This window comes from Bacillus sp. OV322, from assembly GCF_900112495.1.
Classification (GTDB): Bacteria; Bacillota; Bacilli; order Bacillales; family DSM-1321; genus Peribacillus.
On sequence record NZ_FOMA01000002.1, the window covers coordinates 113,789 to 136,785 of the forward strand.

The following is a 22,997-nucleotide window of genomic DNA, read 5'->3' on the forward strand; positions in this document are numbered from 1 at the left end:
GTTTGTTTTAATGGGCCATGGGCCTGCATAGATTTAGTGGAGGAAGATTTCTGTGAATTGGAGGAAAGAGCTGTGCTGATCATGATAAATGATGAAAAAAAACAATTTCACTTATGCAATGGCAAGGTAAGCTATATTTTTCATGTGATGGAAAATGGCCAGCTTGGGTCTTTGTATTATGGAAAAGCGCTTCATCACCAGCAAGACTTTTCGCATATGCAGACATATGGAGTTCCTGCCACCTATACCGCCCAATATCATGGGAAGCGGGCGTTCAGCCTTGAAACCCTGCGCCAGGAATATCCAGCCTACGGTACATCAGACTTCAGGGAGCCTGCCTACAGTATCCGCCTCCAAAATGGCAGCCATATCACAGATTTTACTTATAAAACCTATGTCAGATCCTCCGGCAAACCTCCGCTTGCAGGACTGCCTTCTACGTATACCGTGAATGAGGGGGATGCTGAGAGCATCCAAATCATTCTTGAAGATAGAGAACTCCAGGCTGAGCTGATCTTATGCTACACCATATTCAAAGACTTTCCTGTGATTGCAAGAAGCGCCTATATTTTTAACAAGGGGTCTGACCCCTTTTACCTCGAGCGCTTCATGAGTATGTCAGTGGATTTTCCAGATGCAGACTTCCGCATGCTCCAGCTGAGCGGGGCATGGGCCCGGGAGCGCTATGTGAAGGAGCGCCCTCTTGAAGCGGGCATACAGTCCATCTCCAGCATCCGCGGGGCAAGCTCGCACCAGCATAATCCGCTCCTTGTGCTGAAGAGGCCGGATGCGGGAGAAAGCAAGGGGGAGGTTTATGGTTTTAACTTTGTCTACAGTTCAAATTTCATTGCTCAGGCAGAAGTAGACCAGTTTGGGGTAACAAGGGCGACGATGGGCATCCATCCTTTCCGTTTTTCCTGGAAGCTTTCCGAGAATGAACACTTTCAGGCGCCTGAAGCTGTGATGGTATATTCGAGTGATGGCCTGACAGGCATGAGCCAGGCTTATCATGATCTGTACCGTAAGCATCTCCTTAGAGGAAAGTGGAAAAATGACGTGCGGCCCATCGTCATTAACAACTGGGAAGCAACTTACTTTTCATTCAATGAAGATATTCTATTGAAATTTGCCAGGAAGGCAAAGGAGCTTGGTGTTGAGCTGTTTGTCCTCGATGATGGCTGGTTTGGCAAAAGAAACAATGCTTCTTCATCTCTTGGCGACTGGTATGCTGATCCTAAAAAGCTTCCGCATGGCATGAAATCACTGGCAGAAAAGATAGAAAGAATCGGTTTGAAATTCGGGCTTTGGTTTGAACCTGAAATGGTCAGCCCGGATAGCAGGATGATGAGGGCCCATCCCGAGTGGGCAGTCAAAACGCCCGGGCGGCCTGCTTCACTGGGCAGAAATCAGCTTGTACTGGATTTTTCGAGAAAGGATATTGTTAAAGACGTATACAGTAGAATGGCAGATATCATTAGGGAAACAAACCTTTCATATATCAAGTGGGATATGAACCGCTATATTACTGAAGCTTTTTCCAGGGGGCTGGGCGCTGACCGGCAGGATGAATTTTTTCACCGCTACATATTGGGTGTGTATGAGCTGTATGAACGGCTTACCTCTGAATTTCCGCAGATTCTTTTTGAATCGTGTGCAGGAGGCGGGGGCAGGTTTGATCCTGGATTATTTTATTACGCGCCTCAAGCATGGGCAAGCGATGATACGGATCCTGTGGAACGGCTGAAAATCCAATACGGATCTTCATATGCCTATCCCATTTACAGTATAGGCTCCCATGTATCAGCTGCACCGAACCACCAGACACAGCGCAGTTCTCCGCTATCTATGAGGGCAAATGTGGCTTATTTTGGAACATTCGGCTATGAATTGGATCCTGGAGCGCTTTCTGATGCGGAGGAAAAAGAAGTCAAAGAACAAATCCGTTTTTTTAAACAGCATCGCCATCTAATCATGACAGGGGATTTTTTTCGCCTTAATAGCCCGTTTGAAGGGAACGAAGCTGCATGGATGGTGGTCAGCAAAGATAAAAAGGAGGCGCTTTGCGGGTGGTACAAAATCCTGGCAGAACCGAATCCCAACATCCAGCAGAAACTGAAACTGGCCGGCCTGGCTCCTGCTGCTAAATATATGCTTGTCCAAACAGAAGAGATCTATAATGGGGATGAGCTCATGTATCATGGCCTTACTTTGCCGCTAGAATTCAATGGCCCTAACAAAAAGCGGGCAAAACGGGCAGGAGATTTCCAGTCGGCAGTATTTTATCTGGCTAATAAGTAAGGATTAAAGGTTTTTCTTATTCTATGAATATAAAAAGCTCCCTATCCTGCCAGGATAGGGAACTTCAGAATACATATTATGAAACGGTTTTTTCCCGGTTAAGAGACCGCTTCATCCAATTTTTCCCCTCGACTAGGCGGGTTACCATCATGGCACTTACGGTATTGCCTGCAGAGTTTAGAAGAGTCGCAGGTGCATCAATAATTGTACTGATGACTGCAATGATCGGCAGCACCTCTGCTGGAAAGCCGAACACACTCAGGATCAGCATTTCGCCAATCATGCCTCCTCTTGGGATGGCACCCATGACGGCTCCCACGAGGAAGGAGACGGCAAGAATGCTGAGAATGCTTGAAATACTCGTCATATCCTTGCCGAATAAGCTGAACAAAAAGACGATTTTTAATACTCCGCCAAAAACGGATCCATCTTTATGCGTGTTGGCGCCAAGCGGAACAATCGTTTCTGCGATGTCCTTTGGCACGCCCATTCTTTTTGTATATTCCAGATTGACTGGTATGCAAGCTGCACTTGAACAAGTGGCAATAGCCGTAATGGAAGGTGTCATCGCGTTTTTCCAGAATACCTTCACTCCTTGGCTTCCGCCGGCAAAAAATGCGTATAAAGTGAAAAAGCCAAAATAATAGATAACAGCCAGGATTAAATAAAGCCCAAAGCTTCTTGCGTATCCTTCCAGAATTTGCGGTCCAAGCTGCCCGATGATTGCTGCAAAATAACAGCCCAATCCAATTGGAGCGTAGTACATGATGATTTTCACCATGCGCATCATGACGGTTGTTCCTGCTGACAGGAAGGCAGTAACCGGCTTGGCTTTTTCCCCTGAAAGTGCAGCAGAAAGTCCGAAAAGAACAGAAAACACAATAAGTGCCAGCATATTGCTTTTAGACAGCAGCTCTGTGAAATCAGAGACAGTAAAGGTTTTGACAAGCTGCCCTAAAAAGGTTACATCTTCTGTATCTGCGGAAGGATCGCTTTTTGACATAAGTTCTTTTATCGCAGATGTATCCGTATGCTCGAGCGGATTCATAACAGATGTGCCTGCAAATCCCAAAACGGCAGCAATGGCAGCCGTTGCTAAAAAGACAAGGACCATGCTTCCCATAATTTTGCCAAGCCGCTTCATTTCACTCATATTGGCAATGGCAGAGGAAATGCTGAAAAATACTAATGGAACAATGATCATAAACATTAAGTTTAAAAATAAATCTCCAAGCGGCTGGACAATCGACGTTTTAGTGCCAAAGATAACGCCTGCAGCCCCTCCGATAAGAATCGCTCCAAGAAGGAAGATCGTGGTGCGGTAATTTTTAAAGTAATTCATTTTGTCACGCCTTTCTAAGATTGCTTATAAGTGCATAAATTTTATTATCAGGGCTGTGACATAGTTTGACAACCTCTATTTCTATAGTGATTGTATAATGATCAAAAGATAGGCTGCCGCCAGAGGGGATATTTGTTTCCCCAAATACCGCTTAGATAGGTGAAATCATCCAGGAATTACCGCCTGAAATTCTGCGGGCAGGCTAAAAACCGGGTGTGAACTAAAAGCTCTTTTCTTAAACATTGTTGTTTTTTTAATTTGTTATGTGAGGCGTTCCCATTGTCAAGTCAGGTTGATTGGAGAGTAAGGTGCGAGACTCCTGCGGGATGAGCAGAACAGGTGAGACCTGAGCAGGCGCAGCCGAGGAGGCTCACCGGCTGCCCCGCGGAAAGCGAGCATCCTGGAGCGGAAATCAACCACCTTGTTCCATAGCAACAAAATTTACGAAAACAGCCTAACTAAAGGAGGAATAGAAATGCCGTTTATACATATTGAAAAGGATACAGAGCTGTATTATGAAGAAAAGGGCCAAGGGAAACCCATCATTTTCCTGCACGGAGTTTGGATGAGCAGCCGCTTTTTTGAAAAGCAGCTTTCCTATTTTTCGAAAAATTACCGGACTATTTTAGTGGACTTTAGAGGACATGGCCATTCTTCCCCAGTCCATCATGGCCACACCGTAGCTAATTATGCCCGTGATTTACATCACCTGATACATGAACTTAATCTTCAGGATGTTACACTTGTCGGCTGGTCGATGGGAGCGTTCGTAGTCTGGGATTATCTGAAACAGTTTGGCGGTGACAATATAAAGTCATCTGTTATTGTGGATGAGCTTGCATCTGATTTTAAGTGGCCAGGCTTTGATATTGGCGCGTTTACAATGGAAACATTAATTGCCTTTATGACGGAAATCCAAATGAACCGGACAGAGTTTTTAAGAGGATTTTTGTCCTCCATGTTTAAGGAAGAATGCAGTCCGGCTGACACCCGATGGATGCTGAGGGAAGTGACGAGAATGCCTGAGTCCACAGCGAGTGCGATACTGTTTGATCAGTCCATTGTGGATTACAGAGACTTTCTGCCGCAGATCAGCGTTCCAACCCTGCTTTGCTTCGGGAGGGAAGAGAAAGTCATACCGGTTGCGGCAGGGAAACATTTAAATCAGCATATAACTTCCTCAGAGCTAGTCATTTTTGAGAATAGCTGCCATTGTCCTTTCCTGGAAGAACCGGACCTGTTTAACGATACAGTAGCTGCATTTCTTAAGAAAAATGGAATTTGACTGCAGGATGAATTTTATTTCCTTTTCAAGGACCAGCAGGTACAATAAGGAAGTAAATTAGGGGATGTAACTTTCGAACAGGGGAGATTAATAAAATGACCAATGAAAATATCCAGCAGACATTGCCGCCAAAAACTTGCAGTATTGACCGCTTAGTGACCGTAAAACAGGATATCGAAAAAGTAATTGCCGGCGAAAAAACAGCGGCACGGAGAAATGGCCGGTATGCAGATGCCGGGGAAGTGATGGTCCTTGACGGCAAGGATTTTACAGTGGAAAAAGTCTATCAGCAGACACTTGGAGAAATGACGGAAGAACATGCGGTTTCAGAAGGATATGAAAATCTTGAGAGCTACAAAGAATTCATTCTTTCCATGCATAAAGGCATGAAATGGCTGCCTCAAATGAAGGTATGGGTGCACGAATTCCGCCAAGCATAGGATCAGGGTATGTATATTTTATATAAAGTGATTTTATATATTCATATTTTAAGCGTAATTTCTTCTATCGGCCCGTTTGTCATTCTTTTCCCTATTGCAAAAAAGCTCGAAGTGCGTGAAGATAGCGGAAATGAAGGATATTTGAATGTGTTTCAGTCTGTGGTGCGGCTGGCAAAGCACGCAGGCCATGTCCTCGTGGGATCAGGAGTCGTGCTAGTCATAATAGGTCCCTGGACCTGGAAGACTGCCTGGATTGACATGACGCTTATTATTCTTGCTGCTTCCCTGTATTTTCTTGCGCGTGCTTTTTCACCAAAGCTGCGAAAATATAGAGAGCAAAAGGAAGGATTCAGGGAAACAGCAGATTCCCTGAGAAATGCAGTTTACATTTATATGGCTTTGCTGCTGATCATGCTCTGGTTTATGGTCGCAAAACCGGTTTTATGGTGAGCAGCCTGCAGCGATTATTCTGTCAGGGAATAATCGTTTTTTTTGTGCCGCACTAAATATATAGGAAAAGTAAATATGAACTAAACATCTTGTGAAATTTAGTGTTATATTGAATAAGAAAGACGAACGCAAGAAAATGAATGATGTAATTGAAACTGCCTTTTAGAATGCCATGAACATGAACATCACACAATAAGAGCAGTAAGGCGCCCCTCACTTTTCTGAGGCGGCATTTTGATGGCTTTTTATCACCTGAAATTTTAGTTTCTTCGGAGAGAGATGAATGGAAAAACAAATGAACAATCGATATGACATTATAGAGGTATGTCTGCTGGCGGGGAAAATTATGCTGAGAAGCGGAGCAGAAACCTACCGTGTGGAAGACACGATGACACGCATTGCCGCCTCATTTGGAATTACCAGTTCCCACAGCTTTGTCACGCCGACAGGCATCATTTTTTCCGCGGATGGAGCTGATCCAAGCAAGCTGGTCAGAATTTCCGAACGCTCGACTGACCTGCAGAAGGTTGCCAATGTCAATAGCATTTCGAGGCGGATCTCTGCTGGAGAACTGTCTGCAATCGAAGCATATGGACTTTTAAAGGAAGTGGAAAAGGCCAGCCATGCTTATGCGATTTGGGTACAGATTTTTGCTGCTTTTATTTCAAGCGGCTGCTTTACAATCATGTTTCAGGGCCAGTGGCACGATTTCCTTGTAGCATGCATGGCAGGGGCATTGGGCTTTTCGTGCTTAATTTACTTGCACAGGCTTCTTGAAATAAAGTTTTTTGCAGAATTCATAGCTGCTTTAGTCGTTGGAGTATTTAGCATTTGCATTGTAAATATGGATCTGGGGCGTGAAGTGGACAAAATTATTATCGGTTCTGTAATGCCTTTAGTTCCGGGATTATTAATAACTAATGCAGTGCGGGATTTAATTGCAGGCCACTTGGTATCAGGGATATCAAAAGGTGCTGAGGCCTTTCTGACAGCCTTTGCCATCGGGACGGGAATTGCCGTTGCATTTATATTCAACTAAAAAAGAAAGGAAATGAAGATGTTAGCACAGCTTATCACCAGTTTTATCGCATCAGCATCCTTTGGAATTATCTTTAATGTTCCTAAAAACTCAATCGTTAAATGCGGATTGGTCGGGATGATTGGATGGCTTCTTTATTATGCCCTTGTTGAAAATAGCGTGAACAGTGTGATCGCAACACTTGCCGCAGCTTTTCTGGTAGCGGTGATCAGCCTGGTTTTTGCTAAGGCTTATAAAACACCCATCATTATTTTCAGCGTATCCGGCATCATCCCGCTTGTGCCTGGAGGAATGGCTTATGATGCGATGAGGCATTTTGTCCAAAATGATTATAATGTCGCCATACAGCTTGCGGCAAAAGCCTTTATGCTCTCAGGAGCCATAGCCATGGGTCTGATGTTTGCAGAAGTAATGAATCAGGTATATATCAAATATAATAAAAGAGTGAAAGCATGATGGGATTATAGCAGGCAGCAGGAAATGCTCTTGTTAGCATCCTGTCTTTTTTGTTTTCCTGAAGAAAAAGGAATTGTTCTGTAAAGTGTTGAATGTTTATGTAAGCGCTTAAAAAATGGTGCATTCAGACAACATTGGTCCATATTCTTTCTGACAGAAGTTCACTAGACTAGTTTATCTCCATCAGCATTGCAAACTGAGCGGCTGTATATGGAACTATAGCGGCATAAGCTCTGTATTATACACGGATCATATTTCCACTGAGTTTTGACTGATCTCTCGTTGTTTCGCTTAGCGACAGACAGATGGGGAGGAACTGAAAAAACATGAGTTAAAGGAGGAGGACGTATGAGTATAGGCAGGCTTCAGGAAGATCAAGGCTATTATTCGGAAAAAGATTTTGAGACAACGCTGCTCACTCCCGGCTACCGGATTGATTTGCGGAATGCGGGAAATGAACATCTCGACCAGTTTTTTAATGCAGATATGGTCACTGACTGGCCACAGTTATCATGGAAGGAAGCAGGCAGGCCCTATGAAGTAAAGTCTGTCGCAAAGTCCAGGCAGAATTGGGAAAAAGAACATGGAGAAATGTCTGTTAAAACTTCCTGGGAGTTTTTTAACCGTTCCTTTCATGAATGGTTTATTAAGGATGTCCCAAAAGAGCTTGACAGGTCAAAAAAAGAGCTGAAAAAATACTTATCACGTTTTCAGTTGCGTGATGTAAAAGCGGCCCTTGGAGAGACCATCCAATTATCGCTTTGGAATTATGCCCACAGGGTGGAGGATGGAATCTGGGATCCGCGGGGGAAAAGGGCCCTTTTTGAAGGGCTTGATGTAAGGAAGCCGAGGATACTCTTTTTGGGTGCAGCGGAAGGATATGAAGCCATGCAGCTTTATGCCATGTATCCGGAAGGAGAAGTTGTGATGGTCGATTATGATGACTTCTGCCGGACAGACCGCTTTGGGCATTTTCCGGATAGTTATCCCTTCCTAGGATCAAATCCAGTATCAGGGCATCCTAAAGTCTGGCATAAAAGTGAGATGAATATTCACTATGAAGTGAACGACATTAGAAACCTTCCGTTTGGCCATGAATTTGATATTGTTTTAAGTGTTGGTTTACTGGAGCATTTTCCTGATGAGCATAAACATGAAGTGATGGAATGGCACAGGAAATTTTTGAAACCCGGGGGATATGTCATCATGACTACTCCGAGGCTGCAGTTCAAATCCAAACTTTTCTATACCATCATGGCAGATGTGATGAACCATACCTACAGAGAACTGATGGATGTGCGGCAGATGGGGTTATATGTGTATGAATCAGGCTTTGACATTCTTCGCCATGGCTATATTAAGGTTCATAACGGAATCGTTGCAAAGCCCAGGTAATGAAAAAGGCCGAAGCGCTGATTTTTGCGCTTCGGCCTTCAATTTGCTTATTTTTCATTTTCCCATTTCAGCCAATCGTGGGCTTCCAGGATTTCAAGAAACTTTACAAGCCTTGGCAAGGAAGGGTCTGCTTCTTCTCCGAAATGCAGCAGCATGTCATTTGAAATTTGCTCGACATTTTTGTGATGCTGCATTTGGCCGATTGCAAAAGCCCCGAATTTATCCAGCTTAATCCGGCGGAAGCCTGGCTGCTTAAGGAATTTAACCGAAAAACGTTCGATGAGGTTCGTCCTGCTGATTACAAGAAATGAATCAGCGGAGTCACTTTCAAGTCTGACACGGTCTTCTAAAAGAGGGACCATAGTAAGCAGGTTCTTCTTTTTTGAATTGCGTTTATTAGACATTCTGGTTTTTCCCTTTATTTGAAACGAACCAGAGCAGTCCTGCAAGGATTAAGAATAAAATGAATGGAAGCAGGTTACTCGCTGATTTTGCAGCGTCAGGTATTGATATGCCGGCCGCAATTAAAATGGCAATCACAACACCAATCAGGGATTCACCTGCAATTAAACCAGATGCGAATAATGTACCGCGATCTACACGCAGCTTTCGTTCTTCCTTCGATTTTGCAGAGCGTTCCACAAAGTAGCGAACAAAACCGCCAAACATAATTGGAGCGCTTGTATGGACAGGAAGATAAATTCCCACAGCAACAACCAAAGAGTTCAGACCAAAGAATTCAAGTGTAATGGCAATGGCTGCACCGATAAAAATCAGTGTCCATGGAAGGTCGCCGCCCAATACACCTTCAGCCAGGATTTTCATCAGGGCCGCTTTAGGAGCAGGCAGAGCTGGAGAGCCCATTACATACGCCTTGTTCATTAAAATCAGGATAAATCCAATGACAGAAGCAGAAGCAACTACACCAATCATCATGGCTACCTGCTGTTTCCATGGAGTACCGCCGACAATATATCCCGTTTTTAAATCCTGTGAAACGTCTCCTGCAACTGCCAGGGCCGTACAAACAATTGCAGCAACCGTCAAAGCTGCCACCATACCGTTCATGCCCGTAAACCCAGTCGCTTTATAAATCAGTGTAACGATCAATAAAGTGGCAATCGTCATACCTGAAACAGGGGATGATGAGCTGCCGACAACTCCGACAATACGTGATGCCACGGTAACAAATAAAAATCCGAAGACGGCAATGGCGATAGCACCGATAATGCCGACATCAGTAAATGGCGTGAAAGCAATAATTAAAATGATAAGAAGGATGCCGATCCAGACATATTTTGCCGGCATATCCTTTTCAGTGCGCAGTGAACCCGCCTTTAATTGGCCTCTATTGGCCTGTACACCTTTAATAGTGGCTACAGCGGAACCAACCAGAGTAGGAATCGTTTTAATGAGCGTGATCAATCCGCCTGTAGCAACGGCACCTGCACCGATATACCGGATATAGCTGTCCCAGATTCCCCATGCATCAAGCTTGGAAATAGGAACATCTGCCGGGAATATAGCATGAGCACTGCCGCTTCCGAAAAAGCTGATGGCCGGAATCAGGACAACCCAAGCCAATAAACCGCCGCCAAGCATTTCCCCTGCTACACGCGGTCCAATGATATATCCGACACCCAATAGCGAAGGAAAAGCATCAAGGCCGACTACAGCATTTTTAAAGTGTGAGATTCCTGTTTCTACCTCAGTTTTGAAGAGTTTAAAACCGTCTCCAAGTGCTTTTACAACACCGCCAATGGCTAAGCCGATACCAATCAGCTTGGCACTTGTGCCGCCTTCCTCACCTGACTTAAGCACTTCTGCACAAGCTGTGCCTTCAGGATATGGAAGTGTTTCATGTTCTCTTACAATCAAAAGCTGGCGAAGGGGAACCATCATGAAGACTCCCAGAAATCCGCCTGTTAATACGATAAACATGATCAGTCCCTGACTGACCGGAACCTTCCAGAGAAACAAGGCAGGAAGTGTGAAGACTGCACCGGCTCCAATCGCTTCACCGGCTGTTGTCATGGTTTGGACAATATTGTTTTCCAGGATTGAATTTCTGCGGAAAACCCCCCGAAGAATGGCCATGGAAATAACAGCAGCCGGAATGGAGGCTGAAACAGTTAAACCGATGAGCAATCCTAAATAGGCATTTGCTGCCCCGAAAATGACCGCAAGAATGATCCCGAGAATAATTGCAGTTACAGTTAGTTCAGGAAGAGATCTGGATGCGGAAACGTAAGGGACGAAATTACTTTCTTTCGAATTATTAGACAATTTTTCCACCGCCTGTTTGAACTTTTAAAAACATAAAAAACATTATAGCACTCTAATTTTAAGGTATGCAATGAAAACTTTATATTTGCTATTTTCTGATAGTTGGCCACGCTTACTTTACTGCATTAAAGGGATTTGACAGAGATCCATGCGTGAAACGGTTCATTCCGTTATTACTATTCTGTCACAACTTACAGCAATATATTTAACCTGGAAGGTTATTATTGTCGTCAATTGCAGGGAAGTAGAAGCCTGGTTGTCAAGAATTATTCCGGCTTAAATGAAGTTTTAATTTTACTGCACTTACATGAAGCCAACTGCAAAATTTTAGTTTGACGATGTTTAAAGAGTTTTGCTACAGGGTAAATAGCAGTAGCTTTATACATAATGCAGCTTCAATTTATTCTCAATAATTAAAAAATTCAATTATTGGATCCAAGGGGGAAAGACTTTTGAAGAAAATAGGAGTATTAGGTTTATTTTTTGCGTTGATTATTGCACTGTCTGCTTGCGGAACTTCCGATGACGGAGGAAGCGGGAAGAACAAGACATACCGTGTGGGCATAGATACGACATATCCACCATTTGAATATGAAGAAGGCGGGAAGTATAAAGGGATAGATATTGATGTAATGAATGCAATTGCTAAAAGCCAGGGCTTTAAAGTGAAATACAGTGCCATGGACTTCCTTGGAATCATTCCTGCTATGCAGGCGGGAGATTTGGATATGGCCATTGCAGGCATGAGCATCACAGATAAACGGAAAAAGGTAGTTGACTTTTCAGATCCGTATTTCAATGCGGGCCTTAGCCTTGTTGTAAAGAAGGGCAATAAGGATATTAAGACTATCAATGATTTAAAGGGCAAGCAAGTGGCTGTTAAAAAAGGGACAACCGGTGCGGCATTTGCTGCAGAAAAGGCAGATAAGATAGGATTTAAGGTTGTTCAATTCAATGACAGCCCCTCCATGTTCCAGGAAGTGTCAAATGGAAGTTCAGATGTCCTGATCGAAGACTATCCGGTTATTGCCTACGCTATTTCCAAAAAAGATCTTGGGCTTGAAATTGTCGGGGACAGGCTGAATGGAGATAAATACGGCATTGCTGTTTTAAAAGGGGAGAACGGTGACCTTTTGAAAAAAGTCAACAAGGGCCTGGCTGAATTGAAGGAAAACGGAAAATACGATGAAATCATCAAAAAATATCTTGGTGATCAAAAATAGAGAAGAGATTGTTAAGGCGTGCATACCGCGCGTCTTCTTTTTGGGGGGAGCGGAATTATGGATGTAATCAGTGAAGCCTTTCCTTATTTAATGAAAGGGCTGCAGACGACGCTTTATATTTTTGTTATTGCTGTCATTCTTGGTTTTATCATTGGTCTGATTGTTGCATTAATGAGGCTTGCGCCTCTTAAGCTGTTAAATGGGATCGCCCTGGTCTTCATCAACGCTATCCGGGGGACGCCATTCATCGTGCAATTATTTTTTATCTATCAGGGTTTAAACACTCTATCTTTCATTCATTTAGATAGAACAACAGCCGGAATTGTGACGGTAGCCATTAATGCAGGTGCATACTTTGCGGAAATTATCCGTGCGGGCATCCAGTCAATAGACAAAGGCCAGACAGAGGCGGCAAGGTCGCTTGGTTTAACGAGCAGACAGGCGATGACCTCCATCGTTCTCCCGCAGGCATTCCGCCGGATGCTGCCAACGATCACGAATCAGGCAATTATCAGCTTAAAGGATACCTCGCTGCTTTCTATAATCGGCATTGCTGATTTAACACAGAGAGGCCAGATTCAGCAGGCGGCAACATTCGAAGCCTTTAAAATCTGGCTGGCAGTCGGAATCATCTATTTCATCATCATCTATCTCTTAACACTGCTTGCCAATTTCCTAGAGAGGAGATTTATAGTCAGATGAGCATGATTTCAGTGAAAAATTTAAAAAAGTCATTCGGTGAGCTTGAAGTGCTGAAAGACATCAATACGGTAATTAACGAAAGAGAAGTGGTGTGTGTCATCGGGCCATCCGGCTCAGGGAAAAGTACATTCCTCCGCTGCCTGAACAGGCTTGAAGATATTACAGGCGGACATGTAATCGTGAATGGTCATGACATCACTGACCCCAAAATTAATATTAATGAAATTCGCCAGGAAGTCGGGATGGTCTTTCAGCAGTTCAATCTTTTTCCGCATAAAACAGTCCTGGAAAATATAATGCTCGCGCCCATGAAAGTGCGGTCGGCGGAAAAGGGAGCTGCTAAAAATAAAGCATTGGAACTGTTAAAGAAGGTAGGATTATCGGACAAAGCCGAAAATTATCCTGCTCAATTATCAGGCGGACAGCAGCAGCGGGTAGCCATCGCAAGGGCACTGGCTATGAATCCTAAAATCATGCTGTTTGATGAGCCTACCTCAGCCTTGGATCCGGAAATGGTGGGAGACGTGCTGGATGTCATGAAACAGCTTGCACAAGAAGGAATGACGATGGTGGTTGTTACCCACGAAATGGGATTTGCACGTGAAGTGGGTGACCGTGTTTTATTTATGGACGGCGGATACATCGTGGAGGAAAATAAACCGGAAGCTTTATTCGGAAATCCCCAGCATGAAAGAACAAAGTTATTTTTAAGCAAGGTATTGTAAGAGAAAATGCAGAGATGGATCAGGTGAACGTTGACCTGGTCTTTTTTTTGTTTACGAATTACGTAAAGGAATAAAGATAGAAGTGATTTTTCCGAAAAACCAAAAAAGCCAATGATAAAAAAAGCCGCTGAAGCAGCTTTTTTTATTTCAAGCTCTGGATGTTGCTGTTTCTCTGCTGGCAGGCAATCCCGACATTTCTCTTCTTTTCACCATAGCATTTACATATAGGGCATCGATCAAGCTCAACTGTGTGATCAGGGATGCCAGGTCTTCTGGTCTGTATTCGGTTTCCTCCGAACTTGTGCAAAGTGAAACATGTGCCCTCCGAGCCAGAGGGGAGTTGGGAAAGCCAGTAATGGCAATTGTTTTTGCTCCTTTTTCAAGCGCCGCATCCAGTATCTTCAGGCTCTCTTTATCAGACCCAGAATGAGAAATGATAACAGCTGTATCCTGGCTGTCAAGCTGGGAAGCAAACATTGACTGAGAATGTGAGTCCATAAAAGAGTACGCATGAAATCCAGCAGAGATAAACTTCTGGAATGCATCCATTGCAATAGAAGATGAACCGGAAGCTCCATAAAAAGAAATTCGTTTTGCTAAAAGTATCCATTCAGCTGCTTTTTCTACGGAAGCGCATTCATTTAATTGCAGCGTATTTGCCAAAGAACGTATATTGGACTTGAAAATTCTTTCGGTAATGTTTTCTCCATCGTTAATTAATTCACTGGCTGGCTGAACGGCTGTCATGGATTCAGAAGCAAGTGCAATCTTCATGGCCTGGTATCCCTTGTAGCCGATCCGCTTGCAAAAACGAAATACGGTTGCTTCTGCAACTTTTAGGTCTTCAGCCACTTCATTTATGGAGCAATGAATAATTTTACCGGAATTTTCAAGAATATAATCAGCTATTATTTTTTCTTTATCGCTGAATCTCGGATAATAGGAACGTATTTTACTCAAACAATTTGTATTCATGTAAAATTTCCCTTCTGCGTTATTGAGTGGTGTTTTCCCTATCTTTCATGTAAAAAGGTTTTCTGCTATAAAAAAATGTAAGCGTTATTAAAAAAATTATAGCACAAATATCGCCGGAAATATTTTTCGGAAGCTATACAAGTATGAAAAATTTTTTTTCATATGATAAAATGTTAGGGAGATATATGTGCGCCTAAGGGATTCTTATGATTATAAGGGGATTGCTGCTTCTTTCGGGATTTTTTTGAAGTGCTGTGATTTTCTGCATGCAATAACGGGAGAGACTTAAATTTAAGCGCATTCTTTTTTTCATTGCGACGGATGAAGCGGAATTATGCAATGAACAGCACATGATGCCTTTGCATTCAATTTATTCTCATATAATAGAACCTTAGTTTATTCTTGGAAGATATATACTTTTAAGATTGGGCCAGGAAGGCAGCTAATGTCTTCTTTTATTTGGACATGCATGATGAGTTAAAAAAGTTAGATGCAAGGAGGCAGCATAATGAGCGAAAAATATCTAATTGGTGTAGACATAGGGACAACGAGTACAAAATCTGTGGTATTCGCAAAAAACGGAAGAATCATTTCCAGCCATAGCCAAGAGTATCCGTTGTATTCCCCTACTCCAGAGACGGCTGAACAAGATCCGGAAGAAATTTTCCAGGCCGTAATTTCCACAGTAAAAGTAGCCGTAAAGAAAAGTAATGTGCATCCAGAGGATATTCTGTGTGTATCTTTCAGTGCGGCCATGCACAGCCTTATTGCTGTGAACAAAGATGGAAAGCCGCTTACAAGGTGCATTACCTGGGCGGATAACCGGAGTGCAGAATGGTCAGAGAAGATTCTGAGTGAAATGGGCGGACACGAAATTTATCTCAGGACAGGCACGCCAATACACCCAATGTCGCCGCTTTCGAAACTAGTCTGGCTGCAGAATGAACAAAGCAGCCTATTTTCAATGACATATAAATTTATTTCTATCAAAGAATATGTCTTCTTTAAGCTGTTTGGACAGTATGTTGTAGACCATTCTATAGCTTCTGCAACAGGCTTGCTGAACCTGAAAGCCATGCAATGGGACGAGGGTGCATTAAATGTGGCGGGCATTACCAGTGATCAGCTGTCACAGCTTGTGCCGACTACTTACAGCCTGACTGGCCTTGATGCTGGCTATTCAGCTGAAATGAATTTGCCGCAAAGTGTGCCGTTTGTCGTTGGCGCCAATGACGGCGTTTTGTCAAACCTTGGAGTGAACGCTATTAAACCGGGGGTAGTGGCAGTTACAATCGGTACAAGCGGTGCAATCCGCACAGTAGTTGACCGCCCGATAACAGATCCAAAAGGAAGGATTTTCTGTTATGCATTGACGGAAAATCATTGGGTCATCGGCGGGCCGGTCAACAATGGCGGCATGATTTTCCGCTGGGTAAAAGAACAAATCGGTTCAGCAGAGGTTGAAACGGCGAAGCGCCTTGGAATGGATGCCTATGAAGTACTGACATCCATTGCGGCCAAAGTAAGCCCGGGTTCTGAGGGATTGCTGTTCCATCCATACCTTGCTGGAGAAAGGGCTCCATTATGGGATGCTAATGCACGAGGCTCATTCTTTGGTCTTGGGCTCCACCATAAAAAAGAACACCTTATCCGGGCTGTATTGGAAGGTGTAATTTTCAACCTGTATTCTGTACTGCTTGCACTGAAGGAATTAATCGGAGAACCAGTGAAAATCCAGGCTACAGGCGGTTTTGCTAAATCGGAGCTATGGAGGCAGATGATGGCTGATATTTTCAACCATGAAGTATTTGTCCCGGAAAGCGTTGAAAGCTCTTGCCTGGGTGCAGTTATTCTTGGCTTATATTCTTTAGGAGAGATTGACTCGCTTGATGCTGTATCCGATATGGTGGGAGCAGACCATTATCATAAGCCAGTTCCTGAAAATGTGGAAATTTATGAAGAACTTGTTCCAATTTTCATTAGAATGTCCCGTTTACTGAAGGAAGAATATAAAGCTATCTCAGATTTTCAGCGTAAAATGAGTTCGAATTCTTAAGTCCAGAAAATATACATTTACAGTCCCCAGTTTCCTTTCTGCCGTGAAAGGAAACTGGGGATTTTCTTTATATATTAGACTGATTTCGTAAATTTTGTTGCTATCGAACAAGGTGGCTGATTCCAGCTCCAGGATGCTCGCTTTCCGCGGGGCGGGCGGTGAGCCTACTCTGCTGCGCCTGCTTAGGTCACACCTTCCCGCTAATCTAATAAGCTGGAGTCTTGCGCCTTTCGCTCCAATCAACCTGAATTAACAATGGGATGCCTCACAGAACGCAAAAAAACAGTAATCTTTAATAAAAGAGCCATATATTATAATCAGCGGAGGTCAAGGCGCTCCCGCATTTTTTAACAATTGATCATGTGTACAGGTCCCATTGGGGTAGCCTCGTTCATCTGTACACCAGGACTGCGAAAGAAATGCTAAAAACACGGCCGTCCAATGTGAATCAAATTGAATGAGGATGCCCCCATCATGATAGATCCCATTGTCCCTGGCCCAGTCCTTTTCGTTTCCAGGTTTATCTTCATTTCCCTGGTTCATATGAACATTATGCATCCCATTTTCCGGGCGGAACCCGAACACTTTATCAGTGGTATTTTCAGGCCCGAATCTGGATCCGTAGATATATACGGCAGCCTTCTCTGTTTTTGCTTTTTGAATATAAGCATCAAGCCTGTCATTCAAATCATCATTTGGACCTGCTGCATCAAAGGGCAATGCTTTCATTAAAGAAGGGTCAAATAGTCTGCCTCGTACATAATCCAGCCCAGGAATGCTGCTTTCCTTGTCAATTCTTGTATATCCCGGCTTCATGGCAAGGAGGGCACTCAAGGAAGTATCGTTAAAATTTTCATCTGCCATATACAGCACCTCGGACTGCTGTGAGCTTGACATCACATTCACTGCAATTCTGTAATGTATGCCTTCCTCGCCAATCATATGGATTTGGTAATGGGGAGTATCGGCATTCCGTTCAGGACGGCCTTCTAAAACAATTCCCTTCAGTACACCATAATTCTGAACTGGCATAAACATCCTCCTGACATTTTTAAGAATGTAACAATGAGAGGGACTAAACATGGCTTTATATGCGCGTAACAGTTTCCATAAATATCTGGCGTTTGCGAAATGTCCGCTCTTTATTTATACCACATTTTAAGATGAATTCACTAAATATTCCGTTTACTTTAATTAAGTAGAGGTTTTTCCTGGATTGAATGGGAAAGCGGTCATTGTTCCCTTTTTTTACGTTCATTGTGAGGAATGTCCTATTTTAAGTTGGCTTTGTTAAAGTACATTGTTGATTGGAGTGCATTCGAAAAAAAGAAGTAGCACTTTCCAATATTTTTGGTAGAATAATGTTAATTCAATTAGGTGAGCGGGTGTGCTTTATGGATGATGAAAAAATCAAAAAAATTATCGAGGCGGCTAAGCTCTATTATTTGCATGATTATAATCAAAACGACATTGCCAAAAAGCTTGGGGTGTCAAGGCCTACAGTATCCCGCTTTTTGCAGCAGGCAAAAACCAAGGGAATTGTCCAAATCACCATTATGGATCCGGCAGAAAATTCGGCTGACCTGGCAAGAAAGCTACAGCATAGATATCAGCTTAAAGATGCCATCATTGTGCCGGTGCCCTTCAATGATGAAGAACTGATAAAACGGAGGCTTGGTGAAAGAGCAGCGGCTTATTTGCATGAAGTTGTTGCGGACGGCGATATTGTCGGAGTTACGTGGGGAACAACACTTTACCATATCGCTTCTGAATTAAAGCCCAAAGCAGTGAGAAATGTTAAGGTGGTACAGCTAAAGGGAGGCGTCAGCCACTCCGAAAAAAACACATATGCATCTGAAATATTATTCCTTTTTGGCAAGGCTTACAACTCAGTGCCTATCCAGCTTCATCTTCCTGCTATTGTTGACCATATGGCTGTCAAGCAAGCCATGGAGGCAGACCGCCATATACGCAGGGTGCTGGATACAGGCAAGGAAGCAAATATTGCTGTTTTCACGGTCGGTTCAGTTGAAGCAGAATCGCTATTATTTCAAATGGGCTATTTTACTGAGGATGAAAAAAGGCACCTCTATGAGCATGCGGCAGGTGATATCTGCTCCCGGTTTTATGATAAAAGCGGGAAAGTTTGCAATGAAGGAATTAATCAGCGGACATTAGGTATTGAACTGGATTGCCTGAAAGATAAGGATCAGTCGATTCTGGTAGCCGGGGGTTCTGCCCGGATTGCTGGAATCAAAGGTGCTTTAAGCGGAGGATACGCCAACATTTTAATAACCGACCAATATACTGCACAGGCTCTGCTTGGATAGCGGAGATGAAAAAACTGATCCTATAGCGGGATCGTTTTTTTTTGCCTGGTTTATTTTTTGGCTCTGTTTTTAACCCCTTTTCTTAAAAGTGTTGGTTTTAATAAGTTCTGGGATGCGATCCCATTGGCCACCATGTTCCATATCAATAAAATTTACGAAAAAAATTATATACCAGAAAAATTTTTTTTACATTTGTTCAATTTCCTGTTTACAATTGTTCAAGTCCTGTTGTAGTATAAAAGTGTTAGAAGTACGTACCTCTTTGTATGAGTTTACGAGAGGGTCTCTTTTTTTGAATTCGATGAAAGCGTTTCCTGTAATAGATGCAAAAATAGTATATTTTAGGATGAATGCGTTCCATATTTGAAGAAACGGAGTGTTTTATATGGATAAAAAAACATTAATACAAGAAGCAATAGAAGCAAGAAAGCAGGCATATACACCGTATTCGAAATTTCAGGTGGGAGCAGCCCTCCTGACTGCCGACGGCCGTGTTTATCAAGGGTGCAACATTGAAAATGCTTCATATGGCCTGACAAATTGTGCAGAGCGGACAGCTATTTTCAAAGCAGTATCAGAAGGCGCAAAAGGTATCCAGGCCATAGCGGTGGTTGGTGATACAGAAGGCCCGGTTTCTCCATGCGGAGCCTGCAGACAGGTAATTGCAGAATTCTCAGATGAAAACACAAAAATTTACCTGACCAATCTTAAAGGCGATGTCACTGAAACAACGATTAAGCAATTGCTACCAGGGTATTTTGCTGCATCAGATTTGAATCAGTAATCAGTTATAATTCAGGAAGTCAGTACAAAGAATAAACAAGATATACGTAAGCATGCTTTTGGCATGCACATACAGTAATTTAAATCATCCTGCGGAGGTACATCATGAAATATCTAATTGCGATTGCCGGCCTGATTGTGGTCTTTGGACTTGCATTCCTTGCAAGCAGCGACCGTAAAAAAGTGAAAATCAAGCCTATCATAACGATGGTCATCATCCAGATTGTTCTTGCCTTTCTCTTATTGAATACTAAATTCGGTTACATTATTATAAAAGCCTTTGCGAATGTTTTCTCCAAGCTCCTCGAATATGCAGGAGAAGGAATTTCCTTCGTGTTCGGCGGAATTGCCAATAAAGGGGAAGGGCCATTCTTCTTGAACGTGCTGCTTCCAATTGTTTTCATTTCTGTACTGATTGGAATCTTCCAGTACTTTAAGATCCTGCCTTTCATCATGAAATGGATCGGGTTCCTGCTGAGCAAAGTAAACGGTATGGGCAAGCTTGAATCTTACAATGCGGTAGCTTCTGCTATGGTAGGCCAATCAGAAGTTTTCATCACTGTGAAAAAACAGCTGGGCCAATTAACATCTCAGCGTCTATACACGCTATGTGCTTCTGCCATGTCCACAGTATCTATGTCCATCGTTGGTGCATATATGACAATGATTGAACCTAAATATGTGGTAACGGCCATTGTAATCAACCTGTTCGGAGGATTTATTATCTCTTCTATCATTAACCCTTACACGATTGCTGATGAAGAGGATATTCTTATTGTTCAAGAAGAAGAAAAACAGTCCTTCTTTGAAATGCTGGGTGAATATATTCTTGACGGCTTTAAGGTTGCAATCATTGTTGCTGCCATGCTAATTGGTTTCGTAGCATTAATGGCTGCGATTAACAATCTGTTTGACATGATTTTCGGAATCAGCTTCCAGCAGATCTTGGGGTACATCTTCTCTCCATTTGCCATCCTTATGGGAATACCGGCAGGAGAAGCAGTTAAAGCTGGCGGAATCATGGCTACAAAGATGGTAACCAATGAATTCGTGGCAATGCTTGACCTAAGCAAAACTGCTTCACAAATGAGCTCAAGAACTGTAGGAATCATTTCTGTCTTCCTTGTTTCTTTTGCCAACTTCTCTTCCATCGGAATCATTGCGGGAGCTGTAAAAGGGCTGAACGAAAAACAAGGTAATGCAGTAGCTCGTTTTGGATTAAAGCTTCTATATGGCGCTACACTTGTAAGTGTATTGTCATCAATCATTGTAAGTCTTATAATCAAATAATAAAATACGGCAATTCTCCTTCATGAAAGAAGGAGAACTGCCTTTTCTTTTTTTAGCAATATAATTATGGAATAATAAGGAGGGATTGTGAAAAGGCAGCTTTTCACAGTGACATATGGGTACAATAGGATTATTTTTATCAGGCGCAGTTTTATTTTTAAATGGACTAATGCTGCTTGGAAAAGCAGATGGAAAAAGCGTTGCATATTTCAACTTATTCGTAGGGGCGATTCAAACTGTTTCTCCGTTTTATTTGGCGGTTGTTTCGGATCAAAGCAACTGGGAGCTATACAATAACGCCAGTATCTTTTTATTCGGGTTAACGTATCTCTACGTTGGTGTTACTACGATAAAGGACCTGAATGGCAGCGGACTTGGCTATTATTCGCTGTGGGTAAGCATTGCAGCCATTGTATATGCTGCTGTTTCAATCATTCACTTTGGAGATTTATCAAGTGCATTGACATGGATAATGTGGGCATATCTCTGGTTCTTGTTTTACCTGTCTATGTCCCGCGGCAAAGATATTGATGAGTATGTCGGAAGAGTCGCTATCGTGTTATCATGGGTCACACTGACAATACCCTCATTACTCAATCTGACAGGAGTAGCAGCAGAAACAGTGGCTCTAGTAAATTATGTCATCTCACTTGGTGCCATCGTATATTTCTGCTATCTGACCTTCAGCTGGCAGCGCAGAAAACAATATGCTTCTTAATGTCCCGGCAAACGGCAAGGAATGTTCATTCCCGCTCGTTTGCCTTTTTAGTTTGGATGAGCTGTCTGGTTTAATTTGCAGAAACATACCCTTTATAATAATAGTGAAACTCCAGCGTTGCTCAGTATTGAAATAACGGGGCTTATGCCTGTTTGTGTAAATAAAGGATGAAGAGGAGGGAAAATCATATGATATCAGCTCAGCATGAACGCTCCGCTGAAAGGGCCATATTTGCAGGGGGCTGTTTTTGGTGCATGGTTGAGCCCTTTGATGAAAAGGAAGGGATTATCCGGGTCATATCGGGATATACAGGCGGTTTTGCAGAAAACCCAACATATAAACAGGTAACATCAGAAGTGACTGGACATCTGGAGGCAGTGGAAATTCTATATGATCCCAATAAGATTACCTACAAAGAACTTCTTGATGTGTATTGGAAGCAAATTGATCCTACAGATGAAGCTGGCCAGTTTTCAGACCAAGGGCATTCCTATTCGACAGCTATCTTTTATAGTAATGAAAACCAAAAAAGGGAGGCTGAAGCCTCTAAAAGGCTGCTTCAGGAAAGTGGCAGGTTTAAAAAAGAAATTGTCACTAAAATTTTACCGGCAGGAGTCTTTTATCATGCTGAAGAATATCACCAGGATTTTTATAAAAAGAATGCTTTTCGCTATGCCCTCTATCGCAGGGGATCAGGGAGGGAATCATATTTAAAAGAGCATTGGCCCAGGGATCTTTCAGCTTTAAAAGAAAAACTTACAGAACTCCAGTTCCGTGTCACGCAGGAAAACGGCACAGAACCTCCCTTTGAGAATGAATATTGGGACAATGAAAGAGAAGGCATATATGTGGATATTGTTTCGGGAGAACCGCTGTTCAGCTCCCGGGACCAATATGACAGCGGGTGCGGTTGGCCCAGCTTCAAAAAACCCATTATGTATGCAAGTGTAAAAGAAACCGTGGACCTGAGCCACCGGATGACGCGGACAGAGGTTAGGAGCAGGGAAGGGGACTCACACCTTGGCCATGTGTTCCCAGACGGACCAGGACCTGAAGGACAGCGCTACTGTATAAATTCCAGCGCTTTAAGGTTTATACCAAGGGAAGAGATGGAACAGCAGGGCTATGGGGATCTGCTGCTGCTGTTCCGGATCAAATAATAAGGACAGAAAAAAGCCTGAATCCCGGCAGCTGGAGATTCAGG

Annotated in this window: 21 protein-coding genes; 16 read left to right on the forward strand and 5 right to left on the reverse strand. The window is 43.0% G+C overall.

Features of this window, described 5'->3' with window-relative positions:
* The first annotated feature begins 81 nt into the window (after window positions 1–81).
* Window positions 82–2,298 carry an alpha-galactosidase gene (locus BM126_RS04990; RefSeq protein ID WP_371261418.1) on the forward strand — a complete coding sequence of 739 codons (2,217 nt, stop codon included), beginning with the start codon at window positions 82–84 and terminating at the stop codon, window positions 2,296–2,298.
* A gap of 76 nt (window positions 2,299–2,374) precedes the next feature.
* Here the strand turns inward: BM126_RS04990 and BM126_RS04995 are convergent, their stop codons facing one another.
* Window positions 2,375–3,640, reverse strand: coding sequence for a dicarboxylate/amino acid:cation symporter (locus tag BM126_RS04995; protein WP_090988504.1), 1,266 nt, complete (start codon window positions 3,638–3,640; stop codon window positions 2,375–2,377).
* A gap of 475 nt (window positions 3,641–4,115) precedes the next feature.
* Here BM126_RS04995 and BM126_RS05000 point away from each other — a divergent pair, with 475 nt between their 5' ends.
* The 6 genes from BM126_RS05000 to BM126_RS05025 all read left to right on the forward strand — a co-directional run bounded on the left by BM126_RS05000 (window position 4,116) and on the right by BM126_RS05025 (window position 8,705).
* Complete coding sequence (locus BM126_RS05000; RefSeq protein ID WP_090988505.1) at window positions 4,116–4,925, forward strand: alpha/beta fold hydrolase; 810 nt, start codon at window positions 4,116–4,118, stop codon at window positions 4,923–4,925.
* Between the two features lie 95 nt (window positions 4,926–5,020).
* Entirely contained in the window at window positions 5,021–5,365 is a 345-nt protein-coding gene (locus BM126_RS05005; protein WP_090988506.1) for an ASCH domain-containing protein, read from the forward strand.
* Window positions 5,366–5,380: 15 nt separating this feature from the next.
* Complete coding sequence (locus BM126_RS05010) at window positions 5,381–5,815, forward strand: hypothetical protein (protein WP_177201350.1); 435 nt, start codon at window positions 5,381–5,383, stop codon at window positions 5,813–5,815.
* 283 nt (window positions 5,816–6,098) lie between these two features.
* Window positions 6,099–6,854, forward strand: coding sequence for a threonine/serine exporter family protein (locus BM126_RS05015; protein WP_090988508.1), 756 nt, complete (start codon window positions 6,099–6,101; stop codon window positions 6,852–6,854).
* Between the two features lie 12 nt (window positions 6,855–6,866).
* Window positions 6,867–7,310 carry a threonine/serine exporter family protein gene (locus tag BM126_RS05020; protein WP_177201316.1) on the forward strand — a complete coding sequence of 148 codons (444 nt, stop codon included), beginning with the start codon at window positions 6,867–6,869 and terminating at the stop codon, window positions 7,308–7,310.
* Between the two features lie 348 nt (window positions 7,311–7,658).
* The gene (locus BM126_RS05025) at window positions 7,659–8,705 is read left to right on the forward strand and encodes a class I SAM-dependent methyltransferase (protein ID WP_090988510.1); all 1,047 of its coding nucleotides are present in this window, start codon (window positions 7,659–7,661) and stop codon (window positions 8,703–8,705) included.
* 47 nt (window positions 8,706–8,752) lie between these two features.
* Here BM126_RS05025 and BM126_RS05030 read toward each other — a convergent pair whose 3' ends face one another.
* Together BM126_RS05030 and BM126_RS05035 are read right to left on the reverse strand one after the other, a co-directional pair.
* On the reverse strand, window positions 8,753–9,109 hold the full coding sequence (locus BM126_RS05030; RefSeq protein ID WP_090988511.1) for a PqqD family protein: 357 nt from the start codon (window positions 9,107–9,109) through the stop codon (window positions 8,753–8,755).
* The gene (locus BM126_RS05035; protein ID WP_090988512.1) at window positions 9,102–10,991 is read right to left on the reverse strand and encodes an OPT family oligopeptide transporter; all 1,890 of its coding nucleotides are present in this window, start codon (window positions 10,989–10,991) and stop codon (window positions 9,102–9,104) included. The genes BM126_RS05030 and BM126_RS05035 overlap by 8 nt, the downstream gene beginning before the upstream one ends.
* Before the next feature lie 452 nt (window positions 10,992–11,443).
* Between BM126_RS05035 and BM126_RS05040 the strand changes: the two genes are divergently transcribed.
* The 3 genes from BM126_RS05040 to BM126_RS05050 are packed head-to-tail and all read left to right on the forward strand — an operon-like array spanning window position 11,444 to window position 13,641.
* Window positions 11,444–12,214 carry a transporter substrate-binding domain-containing protein gene (locus BM126_RS05040; RefSeq protein WP_090988513.1) on the forward strand — a complete coding sequence of 257 codons (771 nt, stop codon included), beginning with the start codon at window positions 11,444–11,446 and terminating at the stop codon, window positions 12,212–12,214.
* A gap of 57 nt (window positions 12,215–12,271) precedes the next feature.
* Window positions 12,272–12,916, forward strand: coding sequence for an amino acid ABC transporter permease (locus tag BM126_RS05045; protein WP_090988514.1), 645 nt, complete (start codon window positions 12,272–12,274; stop codon window positions 12,914–12,916).
* Window positions 12,913–13,641, forward strand: a complete 729-nt coding sequence (locus tag BM126_RS05050; protein ID WP_090988515.1) for an amino acid ABC transporter ATP-binding protein — start codon at window positions 12,913–12,915, stop codon at window positions 13,639–13,641. Before BM126_RS05045 ends, BM126_RS05050 begins: the two co-directional genes overlap by 4 nt.
* Window positions 13,642–13,788: 147 nt before the next feature.
* Here BM126_RS05050 and BM126_RS05055 read toward each other — a convergent pair whose 3' ends face one another.
* A complete protein-coding gene (locus BM126_RS05055) occupies window positions 13,789–14,616 on the reverse strand; it encodes a MurR/RpiR family transcriptional regulator (protein ID WP_090988516.1) in 828 nt (275 codons plus the stop codon).
* A gap of 505 nt (window positions 14,617–15,121) precedes the next feature.
* Between BM126_RS05055 and gntK the strand changes: the two genes are divergently transcribed.
* On the forward strand, window positions 15,122–16,672 hold the full coding sequence (gene gntK, locus BM126_RS05060; RefSeq protein ID WP_090988953.1) for a gluconokinase: 1,551 nt from the start codon (window positions 15,122–15,124) through the stop codon (window positions 16,670–16,672).
* Window positions 16,673–16,999: 327 nt separating this feature from the next.
* On the opposite strand, the gene BM126_RS05065 is transcribed toward gntK, so the two are convergent.
* On the reverse strand, window positions 17,000–17,704 hold the full coding sequence (locus BM126_RS05065) for a YukJ family protein (protein WP_090988517.1): 705 nt from the start codon (window positions 17,702–17,704) through the stop codon (window positions 17,000–17,002).
* 362 nt (window positions 17,705–18,066) lie between these two features.
* Here BM126_RS05065 and BM126_RS05070 point away from each other — a divergent pair, with 362 nt between their 5' ends.
* From BM126_RS05070 to msrB, 5 genes are all read left to right on the forward strand, one after another.
* Complete coding sequence (locus BM126_RS05070; RefSeq protein ID WP_090988518.1) at window positions 18,067–19,002, forward strand: sugar-binding transcriptional regulator; 936 nt, start codon at window positions 18,067–18,069, stop codon at window positions 19,000–19,002.
* 385 nt (window positions 19,003–19,387) lie between these two features.
* On the forward strand, window positions 19,388–19,786 hold the full coding sequence (locus BM126_RS05075; protein WP_090988519.1) for a cytidine deaminase: 399 nt from the start codon (window positions 19,388–19,390) through the stop codon (window positions 19,784–19,786).
* Between the two features lie 104 nt (window positions 19,787–19,890).
* Window positions 19,891–21,075 carry a NupC/NupG family nucleoside CNT transporter gene (locus BM126_RS05080; RefSeq protein ID WP_090988520.1) on the forward strand — a complete coding sequence of 395 codons (1,185 nt, stop codon included), beginning with the start codon at window positions 19,891–19,893 and terminating at the stop codon, window positions 21,073–21,075.
* Between the two features lie 115 nt (window positions 21,076–21,190).
* On the forward strand, window positions 21,191–21,793 hold the full coding sequence (locus BM126_RS05085) for an AmiS/UreI family transporter (RefSeq protein WP_090988521.1): 603 nt from the start codon (window positions 21,191–21,193) through the stop codon (window positions 21,791–21,793).
* A 188-nt stretch (window positions 21,794–21,981) separates the two neighbouring features.
* The gene (gene msrB / locus BM126_RS05090; protein WP_090988522.1) at window positions 21,982–22,953 is read left to right on the forward strand and encodes a peptide-methionine (R)-S-oxide reductase MsrB; all 972 of its coding nucleotides are present in this window, start codon (window positions 21,982–21,984) and stop codon (window positions 22,951–22,953) included.
* Window positions 22,954–22,997 lie beyond the last annotated feature (44 nt).